Source organism: Ochrobactrum sp. BTU1 (assembly GCA_018798825.1).
Taxonomy (GTDB): Bacteria; Pseudomonadota; Alphaproteobacteria; order Rhizobiales; family Rhizobiaceae; genus Brucella.
The window spans coordinates 29,808-42,762 of record CP076355.1 but is presented as its reverse complement, the minus strand read 5'-3'; the positions used below and the strand labels follow the sequence as shown (position 1 = coordinate 42,762).

Below are 12,955 nucleotides of genomic sequence, written 5' to 3'. Positions count from 1 at the left end.
TCGTGGAAAAACAAGTCGAAAGCACAGAAGGCGACGATGCAATCGTCGCCTTTCGCGATGTGAGCAAGATCTATCCGAACGGCACTGTCGCCTTGCGCGATGTGTCGTTTTCAATCCGTACCGGTTCGATCCATGCAATTTGTGGCGAAAACGGTGCCGGCAAATCCACGCTCATGAAAATTCTGTTTGGCATCGAAAATGCCACTGCGGGCGAGATCGTGATCGACGGGGAGACGATTTCTTCCTGGTCGCCAGAAGACGCCAGCGCGAAGGGTATTGGCATGGTGCATCAGCATTTCTCGCTGGTGCCGACACTAAGCGTTACTGAAAATATCATTCTCGGTCATGAGCCTATGAAACACGGCTTTATCGATCGTGCAGCCGCCCGCAAAACCGTCGAAGAGCTGATGCGGCATTATGATTTGCATGCCGATCCCGATGCGATCACCGGCACACTCTCGGTCGCAGCGCAGCAGAAGATCGAGATCCTAAAAGCGCTCGCGCGTCGCACACGCCTTCTGATCCTCGATGAGCCCACCGCCGTTCTTTCTCCGCCGGAAATCGAGGAGCTGATGCGTCGGCTGAAGGCACTGCGCGATGAAGGCATTACCATTCTCTTTATTTCTCACAAGCTCAATGAAGTGCGCGAACTGGCAGAAAGTGTAACGGTTTTGCGCGCTGGCGCTGTTGCAGGCACTGAGAAACTTGCCGATGTGCCAGACGACGCCATCATGCAAATGGTGATGGGCCACGCGGTCGAAATTCCCCAACGCGCGCACAAGCGAAATGCGCCGCACAAAGTTCTTGAATTGACGTCGGTTACGATTGAAGCCCTCGACCCTGCTGACCGTATCCGCGATGTGAGCCTCACCATTGGGGCCGGCGAAATTGTCGGTGTTGCCGGTGTTGATGGCAGTGGCCAACGCGGGCTTGTGTCCGCCCTCTCTGGCCTCATGCGCGCAACCCACGGTGCGATTGCCCTCAATGGCGTTGATATGCTTGCAGCCGATACGGCCAGCTGGCGCAAACAAGGCCTTGCATATCTGCCTGCCGACCGTTTTTCGCAAGGTGGCGCGCCGGGTCTGTCGCTGGCTGAGAATACCATTGCCGGCACAGATGGAAGCCATGAAACAGATTTAGGACCCTTCCTGCGCTTCAACGCGATCAAAGCCCGTGTTAGCGGAATGATAAAACAATACTCGGTCCGCGCCGGGGCAATCACAGAGCGGCTAGACTCGCTTTCGGGCGGCAATGCACAAAAACTTATTGCCGCGCGCGAACTTGCGACCAATCCGAAATTTCTGATCGCCGATCAGCCGACCCGCGGCATTGACGTTTCAGCAGCAGCCTTTTTGCACCGCCGCATAGATGAAGTAGCGCAAGGGGGATGCGCCGTTCTTCTCGTAAGCGCTGATCTCGATGAACTGTTGCGGCTCAGTGATCGGATTGTCGTGTTCTTCAATGGTCGAATTGTTGCCGTTCTGACGAACGGGCCCGACATCACTCCGGCGGTTCTCGGCCCGTATATGCTTGGCACGAGGACTGTTGCGTGATGCGTAGACTTATTTCCCACCTCATCCCGTTTTTCCTGACAGTGCTTGTCATCGGTATTATCATGGCACTGCTGATTGTCCCTTTGGCCTTGATGCAGGATAATCCGTTGGGTGTGCTCAAGACCTTCTTCCTCGGCCCGTTTGGCAGCATCCGTCATATGGGCAATGTGGTGGAAGCTGCAACGCCGATCATGCTGACGGGGCTTGCCATCACAATTCTTTTCCGGTCGGGGCTGTTTAATTTAGGCGCGGAAAGCGGCTTCTACCTCGGCGGTCTCGGTGCTGTTGCGGGTGCCGTTCTGCTGCCATCACTGGGATGGTTCTCCCTGCCTGTTGCGATTTTGTGTGGGGCAGTTGCGGGCAGTTTTGCCTGTACGATACCTGCAGCTTTGCGTCTTCGTTTTGGCGCATCCGAGATGGTAACATCTCTGGTTCTAAACTACGCCTTCCTGTTTTTGGGACTATTCGTACTCAATTATGTCATCCGCGACCCGGCCGCCGGCGGCATGATGTCGATGCGGATTCCCCCCGAAGCCAAGCTTGATCGCCTTTTGGCGGGAACGCGCCTTAACAGCGGGTCGATCATTGCCATTCTCGCCTGTATCCTGGGCGGTATCTGGCTCTATTGGACACGTTCAGGGCTCAATATTCGGATTGCGGGTTCCAGCCCGGGATTTGCAAACCATCTCGGGCTTCCGCTCACAGGAATAATCATGCGCGCGCAGATCGTTGGTGGTCTGATTGCAGGCATGGCAGGTGCGCTGGAGGTACTTGGTTTGCATAACCGCTTTGCATGGCTAGACTTGCCCGGCTATGGATGGACGGGTCTGGTTGTCGCCATTCTGGGCCGTGAGAATCCATTCCTGCTCATTCCGGCCGCTTTGTTCTTAGGCTTCGTTCAAGTTGGCGGCGACCTTCTCGCCCGCAACATGAATATCCCCACAGAAGTGGTGGGACTAGTGACAGCGGCAATCATGGTTGGAGCAACCGCAAGCGTAATCCACAAACATCCGACTGTGCTGCGGCTCATTCGAAACCTGCGCAATCGGGAAGGAGAACAAGCATGAGCACTGTTCTCACACAAATCTTCGATCCGGCATTTATTGCAACCATTCTGCGCGTTGCCACGCCTTTGTTGCTTGCAGCGCTCGGCGTCATGATCTCTGATCGTGCAGGTGTGTTGAATATCGGCATGGAAGGCATGATGCTGATTGCAGCATTGATCGCGGTATTGGCAAGTGCTGCAACTGGAAGTCCGGCGATTGGCTTGCTTGCGGCTCTTATAGTCGGCGCCTTTCTAGGTTGGCTCATGTCTCTGTCGGTCAACAAGCTCGGCACCGACCTCATCATGACGGGCATTGCCCTCAACATTGCAGCAGCAGCCGGTACAACGCTCGGACTCTTTCTTGCAACCGGTGACAAGGGCATGTCGGGAGCGCTTAAAAGCGGGGCGTTACCGAGCCTCAGCGTTCCCTACATTGGCAATATCCACATCCTAAGCTTTGCCGCTTTGCTCGCGGTTCCTGCCGTCAGCGTTCTGATGATGCGGACGCGTTTCGGCCTTCACGTGCGCGCAACAGGGGTTGATCCGAAATCTGCGCGTGCGGCTGGCATTCACACCGGACGCGTTCAGATGCAGGCGCTGGTCCTTTCAGGTATCTTTGGTGGTGCGGCTGGTGCGTATCTTTCGCTCGGTTATGTCACCTGGTTTGGCCAGAACATGACCGCTGGTCGTGGCTTTATTGCCATTGCAGCCGAAGTGATGGGACAGGGAACCGCATGGGGAACCCTGGCTGCAAGTCTGGTCCTGGCCGCAGCAGAATCGCTCGCGATCACCCTGCAAAGCCTTGGACTGCCATTCGAGCTGATGCAGATGATCCCTTATCTCGTGCCCGTTGTGGTGCTGACGGTACACGCCGCAAGAAGACAGCGGCGTGCAAGACAGTTGAAGAAATCCTGAAATGCATGAAAACGAGAAAAACATGAAAGCTTGGGAGCTGACACGCGATCTTCTGCGCAACACGAAGCCTGTGGTACGCACCGCAGAAGAGCAGACATGGGATGCAAGCGCTGTCATGAAGGCGCAGGACGATCTCATGGCGATGTTCTGGAAAAGCAATGTACCGGGTTCAGCAGCACCCGAATGCCTGATGGCCGGCGCACTGCAATCACTCGAAAACAAGGGCTATAGACTAGCGCCCTATACAGAGCTTCTCAAGGATGGACTAGCAGCGCTTGAACGCTCTGATTTTGAAACGCTTTACCGCATCGATATGCGGTTGCGCATATTGATGCGTGCGGCAAAGCCCGATCCCGAGCATCCCTCGCAAAAAACCACACGCTTTGCCTCTTGGGATGCATTTGATGCGTCAGTGAACTGGCCGGACGATGTGCCTTATCCTATCCAGTCTGATGATTTTCGCGACCGCACAGCGGGCGCTTGGATGGCGCAGCTTGTGGGTGCTGCGGCTGGCACAGCACTTGAAGGCTATACGGCCGAGAACATCATGGAGGTTTTCGGTCCGATCCGCGATTATGTGCGTGAGCCCAATACCTATAATGACGACATCACCTTTGAAATCGCCTTTCTGGAAGCCTTTGGCGACAAGGGTTTTGCTTTAACCAGCGCGGATATTGCCGAGCGCTGGACGTCGCTGATACCGCTTGGTTGGTCAGCTGAGGCAATCGCGCTTTCCAATATGCGTCGTGGTCTTACCGCACCTGAAACCGCTACGTCCGACAATCCCTTCGATGAATGGATTGGTGCCCAGATGCGCGGCACAATCTGCGGCATGGTCGTGCCGGGGCGTGCGCGTGAAGCTGCGCGTCTTGCCTTCATGGATGCGGAGATTTCGCATGCAGGAAACGGAATCCTGGGCGAAGTGTTCAATGCTGTCATGGCGGCCCGCGCCTTTGCAATCAAAGACACCCGCGAATTGCTGGTTTCAACGGCAGAGCTTTTCTCGACTGAAACGGAATATGGTGCGGTTCTCGCTTTCGCCCTTGATGCTTGCCGTGCTGCTGGTCGCTGGCAGGATGCATGGGCAAAATGCGATGCGGAATATGCCGAGTATAACTGGATTCACGTCACGCCAAATGCCGCCGCGCAAGTTGTGGCACTATGGTTTGGTGAAGGCGATTTCGATCAGACGCTGGAAATCGTCTGCGGTATCGGCCACGATGTCGACTGCAATGCCGCGCAGATTCTGAGCATGATTGCCATCCAGCACGGCCCCGGCATTATCGCAGACCGTTGGTCAAAGCCGCTCCTTGCCGACGACATTGTCACCTATATGCGCCGTCCGGCAATAATCTCGTTCGACACACTTGTCGACCAGACGGTCAACGCGGCGCGTAACGCACTTTAAAGTTTTTCACGCTTTTCCGAACGCCAAACCACTTCACAGTTTCGCTGGACAAGCTTTAACGCAGGAAACCTATCATGGTCCGTAAAATCATTATCGATACCGATCCCGGTCAGGACGATGCAGTCGCCATTCTTCTGGCGCTCGCAAGCCCTGAACTTGACATTTTAGGCATCACCGCCGTGGCTGGCAACGGCCCGCTGGCCCGCACTGAAATCAATGCACGCACCATCTGTGAAGTTGCAAAAAAGCCGGACACAAAAGTATTTGCGGGTTCTATCCGTCCGTTGGTACGGCCGCTCGTGACGGCGGAAAACGTCCATGGCAAGACGGGCCTTGATGGTTATGATTTGCCACAGCCGACAATGCCGCTTCAGGCGCAACACGGCGTTGATTTCATTATCGAAACGCTGATGAACGAGGAAGCTGGCACCGTCACCCTTTGCCCGCTTGGCCCTTTGACGAACATCGCCTCCGCACTCATCCGCGAGCCGAAAATCGCTGAACGCGTCAAGGAAATCGTCTTGATGGGCGGTGGCTATTTTGAAGGCGGCAATATTACGCCGTCGGCTGAATTCAACATCTATGTCGATCCACATGCGGCCGCAATTGTGTTTAAATCAGGCATCAAGATCACCATGATGCCGCTTGATGTCACCCACAAGGTGCTGACCACCGAGAAGCGCATTGCAGCCATTCGCGGGATCGGCACGCAGTTAGGCGAAGTAGTGGCTGCATGGCTTGAATTCTTCGAGCGTTATGATGAAGCAAAATACGGCACCGATGGCGGCCCACTGCATGACCCGAACGTCATCGCCTATCTGCTGAAGCCTGAACTTTACTCAGGCCGACATTGTAACGTGGAAATCGAAATCAATTCGGAACTGACAATCGGCGAAACAGTCGTCGACTGGTGGGAAGTAACCGATCGTCCAAAGAACGCCCTCTTCATCAAGGATGTCGATGCAGATGGTTTCTTCACGCTACTGACTGAGCGCCTGGCAACGCTCTAATTCTGACCGCACGATCTTTTCGCAAACAGTTTCACACCTTGCGAAATGTGCTCATTCATACAGACTCTATGAAAAAAGCCGCAGGATTCACGATCCTGCGGCTTTTGCAGTTTTACTGATTATTCTGCAAAAGTTGCACCACTTCCTGGGCCGTTGGCGCAGCAGATCCGGCGCCGGCGCGCGTTACAGCAATTGCACCGGAAGCCGAGGCAAAGCGCACGCAATCATGCAGCGACTGACCTTGCGAATAGGCCACGGCAAAACCACCATTGAAACTGTCACCAGCGGCAACCGTATCGACCACTTTCACCTTGAACGGCTCAAAGTGCTTGACCTCGTCAGCGGTCACAAGCAATGAACCGCGACCACCAAGCTTTACGATAACGATCTTCGGACCGCGCTCAAGAAGTTTGCGTGCAGCAGCTTCCGCCGATGCAATATCGGTTGGTTCAATACCGGTGATTTCAGCGGCTTCGGTTTCGTTTGGTGAAATGATCTCGCTCAATGAAATCAGATCGGCCATGCGGCTTGCATCTCCCACAGGTGCAGGATCGAGCAGTACCGTGCCACCGGCAGCTTTCACAGCCTTTGCAACAGCAAGATTGGCTTCATGCGGGACTTCACGCTGCAGCAGCGTGATTTTGGCTTTCGCTATATCGGACGCATAGGCATCAATATCAGATGCCGCCCAATTCGCATTGGCACCGGCGCAAACAACAATCGTGTTCTGCCCGGCTTCTTCGACCTGAATGATCGCAATGCCGGTATCGACACCATCAATCATTTTAACACCGCCGGTGTTAAGACCAAACTGCTGCATTTCCTTGACAGCCAGTTGGCCAAAGGCATCGTTGCCGACCGCACCCACGAAACGAATATCGCCACCAAGCTTTGCCACCGCCACTGCCTGATTGGCACCTTTGCCACCAAGACCAATACCATAGCCGGACGCATTGAGCGTCTGCCCGGGACGAGGCAGTGCTGCCATGCGGGCGCTGACATCCACGTTGACGCTGCCAAAAATGAAAATTTTCAATGGAGTTCTCCACGATTGCAATTGCCGCCGAACATAGCGTCGGTTGGGCTAAACTTCCATGCCACCGCGCACACCATACACAAATACGAAAAATCAGGCTGAAAAGCCCACCTATCAAGCTTGACCATCAATACTTTGCCCTAACATAAATAGGAACTGACAGTGATTGAAATAAATTGGGAGGTTTCGGCATGGTATCAGACAAGCTGCAGAACATGATTTCGCGTGTTCATCAGTTCCTTGAACGAGATATCAAGCCGCTGAGCGGAAAGACCCCCCCCTTTATTCTTTTCTTTTCTTTCACAGATGGGCAATCGCGCGCGCAAACACTCAGCGTCACCGCGGGAAGCTTTAAAGACTGCTGGAATGCAGGGCTCGAGAAACTTCGGCAATCCATCACCAAATCAGGAATTCAGCCCAAGTGGTTGCGCGTCGATTGGGTGGAAAGCACCGAAGAAATCGAAAAATCAGAGCTCATCAAAAAACTTCAGCAGGTTAAGCGGAACTATTTCCGGTATGGCATCTCCCTTGACGCGCGGTTTCAAGCGGCTTTCCTTGAAACAGAACTCAATGGCAATGCCATGCTCTACGGTGGCCCGTCGATTGCCGCTGCGAGCCTTAACGAAGCCAACTTCAACCGCTATGCAAAACGCGCGCGTGGGTTAGAAAAAGTCTCGGTGTCTGAGGTTGAGCAGTTTCATGTTTTCTCGACACAGGCACTTTTCACCACCGACAGCGACGATGCGGTCCATTCGATCCCCGGAGCCGGTCCCAACACGGGCCGCAGAACGATCGAGATGTTGAATATCGCCGATATTGACGGGCTGATCGAGCGCGGCAGCCGTTTTCTGGAAACTCAGGTAGGCGAAGATGGACGCTTTATCTATGGCTGGCATCCGTGCTTCGATAATCAGATCAAGACCTACAACACGCTCCGCCACACAAGCACGCTTTATGCGATGCTCGAAGCCTTTGAAATCACCAAAGATCAAGCGTTGAAAGAGGCTATTGAGCGGGGGCTTCAACACCTCACCAGTAAGCTCATCAAGACCGTCGAACAGGAAGGCCGAGAGTTGGCTTTTCTTACCGAAGACAATGGTGAGATCAAGCTGGGTGGCAATGCCGTCTGCCTGCTGGCACTGGTCAAATATAGCGAACTGACCGGCACCGAGCGCTATCTCTCATTGCTGCAAAAACTCGCACTTGGAATTGTGTATATGCAGGATCAGGAGAGTGGCAAATTCAGCCATGTGCTCAACTATCCCTCGCTGAGCATCAAGGAGCCGTTCCGCATCATCTATTACGATGGAGAAGCAGCGTTCGGGCTGATGCGGCTATATTCATTGACCGGCGACGCCCGTTGGCTTCAGGCGGTGGAAAAGGCCTTTGACTATTTCATCGAAGCTGATCACTGGCAGGCCCACGATCATTGGCTTTCCTATGCAGTCAATGAATTGACCCGTTATCGTCCGGAACAGAAATATTACGCGTTTGGCATCCAGAACTTTGCCGATTATCTGGATTTCGTCAGCAACCGCATCACGACATTCCCCACGCTTCTCGAACTGATGATGGCCGCACAGCAGATGATCAGCCGGATCAAGGCTGATCCGGCGCTCGCACCGCTGCTGGAGAGGGTGGATCTTAAAAAGTTCTATTTTGCGTTGGAAAGGCGCGCTCATCATCTGCTCAATGGCCATTTCTGGCCGGAACTTGCGATGTTCTATGCCAATCCCGCGCGGATCAATGGCAGCTTCTTCATTCGTCACCACGCGTTTCGCGTGCGGATTGATGATGTGGAACACTATCTTTCGGGCTTTGTCGCCTATCGCAAATACCGTCTTAAACAAGGCTTAGCGGAAAGCCAGACTGCTTCCCGCGAGACAAAACTGCAGGCCGAACTCTCCTAAGGCCTATTCGCTCACACCTGGGCTGCTCGGATCTGCAAGCGGGAAGCTCTTGTCCGTCAAGCACGTCTTAAGCCAGTCATAGTCGTCGCTATCGATGACTTCACCGTCCAGTTTGAGCACTGGTTTCGAACTATAAATTGTTGGCTGGGCTTTAGGCTTCACATTCCAGCTACGCCCTTCTCCGCTCGTGCTCGGACACGTGTTGTCGTCGCCATTAAATGAGCAACTGGCGATCAGCTTTGGCTGACCGTCGACGATATCGGCAATGTAGCGTTTGAGATAACCGGTATTGGTCGCCCAATATTCCTCGACGCTGCATACGCGATTGCCATTCTGATAATGCCGCGTGGGAAAGCAATTATAGGTCTGGTCTGGCGGCAACATATCGCAGGATGTTTCATATCCCGCATAGTCACCACCGCTGAACTGCTTGAGAAAGGCCCGCTGGGTTGTGGCGACTGCAATAAGGCTTAATTTGCCCTTTTCCTGAAGCTTCGCTGTGCGTTCGGCAATCATGCTATTGGCAATCTGCTGCACGGTTATATCATCCGGCACGCTATCGGGTTCGCCAATGAGGCCATCTATCGCCCTGTCACGTGCGGCGATCCAGCGCTTCTGGCTTACCACCAGCATCGAGCGGATTTCCTCGTCGGGCGCAGTTTTGAGCGTTGCCGAATAGGTCTTGTTCAACTTGCTATCAGCATTCTGGAGCGACTTGCTCGAGCAGATCAGCTTTTCGCTTGGCGTTTGTGCCTTGCTGCAATCAATGGCCAATGCGGGTGCGGACAAAGCGCACAGCGCAGCCAATAGTGAGAGACGCAGAGCGGAGTGTTTCAAATTCATATCAAATACCCAAAATTAATGATCGACCGATTTCATATCGCAAGTGGTTTCGGCATTGGAGCACAGTCCTCTGAACCAGGCGCGTCCGGTGCGTTGATCCTTGCTGGTAAGCTCTACAAGCTCTTCGCCTGCCATACGCTCGCGCAGCACCGTGTAATCCAGCAAAATCCAATCCTCATTGCAGGCGAGGATATTGTTGATCTGGCCCATTTCCGTTAGCCAGTCACTGCCAATATCAAGGAGGCGCTCACTTTGCGGATCCGGATTTAGAAAACCTTGTCCGGATTGAACGCCAACTTTCGCTTCGTCCGATTTGATCCAGCCTTCGCCATTATAGACCGCGCGCGGGACGTAATCGTCGCTCTCTTCATTATAGGCATCGCTCGCATTGGCGATCTTCAGCCAGCCATCGCGCGCTGCAAGCACATCAAAGCCGATGCTGTAAGCATATTCGGCTTCCCCGGAACTTGAACCGGTTGGTATATGGCCCAGAAGCTTGGCATCAGCAGATGGCGCTTCGCGCACCTCTATCGAGGGCTTTTCACCATTCGTCCATGCACCAAATGCGCATGATGTGGTGCCTGCAGGAACTTGCGGCTCACTATCGGCAGCAAAGCAAGCGGGAGTTAACGTCAGAACAAGTGCAAACGTGACGATGAATGGTTTCTTCATGAGATTGCTCCCCTCAATACCGTTCAGGCCGTTCAGGAAAACGGGTCTGAATATTCGAGCACTTCCTGGCCCATCAAAACGCAATCTCCTGCGATTTTCGCATAATAAAGGCGCAGTCGATATTCTCCCTTATAGACATAGCCCAAGCCTTCGATAACATCGAATTTTCCCTTGCCGCGCAGAGCTTTGATCGTACCGCTTTTCTTGAAAGTTGGTTCATCGATTTCTGCACGATCGTCATTGTTGCTGTGCAGAAGCAGGAGCTGCTTTGCCTTTATGACCGCATCGGCAATGCACTTGTCGGCAGCTTGTGCAGGAGCGATTTGAGACAGAACTGGCAAGGAAAGAGCAAGAGCCAGAAGAAACGGACGAAAATACATTAAAATCTTCCCTCATCATTTATTCTTCTTCGAGCAGACTGGTGATCAGCCTCACTCAATGAAGACCTTTACGCTGGCAGCGCGTCCGCCAGCATCAACAACGGTCAGTGTGGAGTAGCCGGTGCCATCCGGCAGCCATGTGGCCGTGCGGCGGCGATTGGGTTCAGAAATCGGTTTGCCGTTGGCAAGCCAGCGAAACGGTGCCCGCCCCCCCTGTAATTTCAGCACCAGTGGCGATGCATTGTCGCTGAGCGCTTTCAATTCGACATGCGCGCCATCAGGTGGAAATACGATGCGAGGTGCTGGCTCAATCGTGGCTTTGAGAACCGGCAGAGGATCGCTTGCAGACGAAAAGCGTATTTGGGTGACCGGAAGATCGGCGCGCGCCGTACGAAACGCGCCAGCGGGCGCGCGCGGTAACGGCACGGAAGCAATGCCGGAACGCACAAATGCTTCAAACAGAATGGGGGCCGCCGAAACATAACCCGCAAGGCCCGGCACCGAGCCGCCATCGGCACGCCCGACCCAGACACCCAGCACATAACGCCCGTCATAGCCGACCGACCATGCATCGCGGTAGCCATAGGACGTGCCGGTCTTGTATGCGAGACCGAGGCGTTTCGCGCCTTGCGGTGGCACGACACCGGCCAGAATATCGCCGATCTGCCATGATGCCTGCTCGCTCAGGACAGGGGCCGATGGTTGCACCGGTTCGGAGCCTTCAGTGCCGTCACGAAGGGCTGCCCCTCGCCCGCCATTGGCAAGCCCGGTATAAAGCTGCACCAGTTCGCGCAGGCTGATGCCCGCGCCGCCCAGGCCGATAGCCAGCCCCGGCGCTTCACCTTTCGGCAATTGCAGATTGACTGCCGATTGACGAATGCGTGTGGTTAGTCGTGCAGGACCGACGGCATCGAGAAGGCTGATAGTCGGAACATTCAACGACATTTGCAGCGCCTGACGGATGCTGACATCGCCCTGATAGCTCATATCGAAATTGCGCGGACGATAGCCGGCAAAATCCTGCGGGCGGTCCTCGATGATGGTTTCCTGTGCGATCAGCCCCTGCTCGAAGGCCAGCCCATAGATGAACGGTTTGAGTGTCGAACCTGGCGAGCGCACCGCACGGGTCATATCGATCCAGCCCTGCCGCTTGCCATCGAAATAATCAGCCGAACCAACCTCGCCTAAGATATTGCCGTTTCGGCTATCGGCCAGCACCATGGCGACCGATACTTTTGGCCCGAGTTTGCCAGCCGCTTCCCGTGCGACTGCTTCAAGTCCTGCCTGCACCGACTTTTTAAGTGTGAGGTGATGCCGGGGCTTAGTCGGTGCCTGCTTCAATGCGAGATCGGCAAAGTGGGCAGCCAATGAAGGCAAGGGATGACGATTAGCAGATATGCGTTCACGCGATGCACGCTCGGCTTCTTCGCTTGTGAAAACATCAGAGGAGACCATGCGTTTTAAAACACGATCCCGCGCCGCAACCGCGTTCTCCATCTGGCGATCCGGACGGCGGCGCTCTGGCAATTGCGGCAGAGCCACAAGCAATGCGGCTTCCGATATAGTCAGACGCAACGGCTCCTTGCCAAAATAGGCAAGTGATGCGGATCGCACGCCTTCCAGATTGCCGCCATAAGGAGCAAGTGTGAGATAACGTTCAAGAATTTCAGACTTGCTCAGCCGTCGCTCGATCTGAAGCGCGCGTGCGAGCTGCCGGAACTTTGAACCGAAACTGCGGCTTTCCCGCGGCTCGATCAACCGGGCAAGCTGCATGGAAAGCGTCGAGCCACCAGATACAATGCGTCCACTGCCTGCAAGCTGGTAAGCGGCGCGGAAAAGTGCTGTAAAATCGATGCCGCCATGATCGTAAAAACGCTTGTCCTCGTAAGCGATCAGCATTTTCACGAATTTCGGATCGACATCCTCGATACGTGTATTCAGGCGCCAATAGCCGTCCGGCGTTGCATAGGCGCGCAGCAGAGCGCCGTCGCGATCCATGACTTCTGTGGAGATGGTCAACCGTTCCGGCAAAGGCGGCGGAAAAGCGCTGTCGAGCCAGTCAAGCCCGACCACGGTTCCGATAGCAGCGATTCCACAGAATGCGGCACCGCCAATGGCTATTTTCCAACGCCTTTTCATTTTTATAACCATGATCTTGGCCGAAAACCGGTTCCCATTTTTCG

The 12,955-nt window shown here is 54.5% G+C and carries 11 protein-coding genes; 6 read left to right on the top strand and 5 right to left on the bottom strand.

The genetic code is table 11. The features are described 5' to 3' along the window. Positions 1-2: 2 nt before the first annotated feature. The 5 genes from KMS41_11615 (at position 3) to KMS41_11595 (ending at position 5,931) form a co-directional block, all read left to right on the top strand. Entirely contained in the window at positions 3-1,553 is a 1,551-nt protein-coding gene (locus KMS41_11615; GenBank protein ID QWK79587.1) for an ABC transporter ATP-binding protein, read from the top strand. Beyond that, a complete protein-coding gene (locus KMS41_11610) occupies positions 1,553-2,620 on the top strand; it encodes an ABC transporter permease (GenBank protein QWK79586.1) in 1,068 nt (355 codons plus the stop codon). The genes KMS41_11615 and KMS41_11610 overlap by 1 nt, the downstream gene beginning before the upstream one ends. Further along, positions 2,617-3,513 carry an ABC transporter permease gene (locus tag KMS41_11605; protein ID QWK79585.1) on the top strand — a complete coding sequence of 299 codons (897 nt, stop codon included), beginning with the start codon at positions 2,617-2,619 and terminating at the stop codon, positions 3,511-3,513. Before KMS41_11610 ends, KMS41_11605 begins: the two co-directional genes overlap by 4 nt. 1 nt (position 3,514) lies before the next feature. After that, positions 3,515-4,921, top strand: a complete 1,407-nt coding sequence (locus KMS41_11600) for an ADP-ribosylglycohydrolase family protein (protein ID QWK79584.1) — start codon at positions 3,515-3,517, stop codon at positions 4,919-4,921. 74 nt (positions 4,922-4,995) lie between these two features. Beyond that, positions 4,996-5,931: a nucleoside hydrolase gene (locus KMS41_11595; protein QWK79583.1), complete on the top strand. Its 936-nt coding sequence runs from the start codon at positions 4,996-4,998 to the stop codon at positions 5,929-5,931. A 112-nt stretch (positions 5,932-6,043) separates the two neighbouring features. On the opposite strand, the gene rbsK is transcribed toward KMS41_11595, so the two are convergent. Beyond that, on the bottom strand, positions 6,044-6,967 hold the full coding sequence (gene rbsK, locus KMS41_11590) for a ribokinase (GenBank protein ID QWK79582.1): 924 nt from the start codon (positions 6,965-6,967) through the stop codon (positions 6,044-6,046). 191 nt (positions 6,968-7,158) lie between these two features. Between rbsK and KMS41_11585 the strand changes: the two genes are divergently transcribed. Beyond that, positions 7,159-8,877 carry a hypothetical protein gene (locus KMS41_11585; GenBank protein QWK79581.1) on the top strand — a complete coding sequence of 573 codons (1,719 nt, stop codon included), beginning with the start codon at positions 7,159-7,161 and terminating at the stop codon, positions 8,875-8,877. A 3-nt stretch (positions 8,878-8,880) separates the two neighbouring features. Here KMS41_11585 and KMS41_11580 read toward each other — a convergent pair whose 3' ends face one another. From KMS41_11580 to pbpC, 4 genes are read right to left on the bottom strand one after another with little or no spacing between them, the layout of a single operon-like run. Next, entirely contained in the window at positions 8,881-9,720 is an 840-nt protein-coding gene (locus KMS41_11580) for a DUF1311 domain-containing protein (GenBank protein ID QWK79580.1), read from the bottom strand. A 15-nt stretch (positions 9,721-9,735) separates the two neighbouring features. Next, the gene (locus tag KMS41_11575) at positions 9,736-10,392 is read right to left on the bottom strand and encodes a hypothetical protein (GenBank protein QWK79579.1); all 657 of its coding nucleotides are present in this window, start codon (positions 10,390-10,392) and stop codon (positions 9,736-9,738) included. 32 nt (positions 10,393-10,424) lie between these two features. Further along, a complete protein-coding gene (locus KMS41_11570) occupies positions 10,425-10,772 on the bottom strand; it encodes a hypothetical protein (GenBank protein QWK79578.1) in 348 nt (115 codons plus the stop codon). Positions 10,773-10,823: 51 nt separating this feature from the next. Then, positions 10,824-12,923, bottom strand: a complete 2,100-nt coding sequence (gene pbpC, locus KMS41_11565) for a penicillin-binding protein 1C (GenBank protein ID QWK79577.1) — start codon at positions 12,921-12,923, stop codon at positions 10,824-10,826. Between the last annotated feature and the right edge of the window lie 32 nt (positions 12,924-12,955).

Coding starts and splice junctions, on each gene's coding strand:
- KMS41_11595 (QWK79583.1), top strand. CDS start 4,996: ATGGTCCGTAAAATCATTATCGATACCGATCCCGGTCAGGACGATGCA.
- KMS41_11600 (QWK79584.1), top strand. CDS start 3,515: ATGCATGAAAACGAGAAAAACATGAAAGCTTGGGAGCTGACACGCGAT.
- KMS41_11610 (QWK79586.1), top strand. CDS start 1,553: ATGCGTAGACTTATTTCCCACCTCATCCCGTTTTTCCTGACAGTGCTT.
- KMS41_11605 (QWK79585.1), top strand. CDS start 2,617: ATGAGCACTGTTCTCACACAAATCTTCGATCCGGCATTTATTGCAACC.
- KMS41_11585 (QWK79581.1), top strand. CDS start 7,159: ATGGTATCAGACAAGCTGCAGAACATGATTTCGCGTGTTCATCAGTTC.
- KMS41_11570 (QWK79578.1), bottom strand. CDS start 10,772: ATGTATTTTCGTCCGTTTCTTCTGGCTCTTGCTCTTTCCTTGCCAGTT.
- pbpC (QWK79577.1), bottom strand. CDS start 12,923: ATGGTTATAAAAATGAAAAGGCGTTGGAAAATAGCCATTGGCGGTGCC.
- KMS41_11580 (QWK79580.1), bottom strand. CDS start 9,720: ATGAATTTGAAACACTCCGCTCTGCGTCTCTCACTATTGGCTGCGCTG.
- KMS41_11575 (QWK79579.1), bottom strand. CDS start 10,392: ATGAAGAAACCATTCATCGTCACGTTTGCACTTGTTCTGACGTTAACT.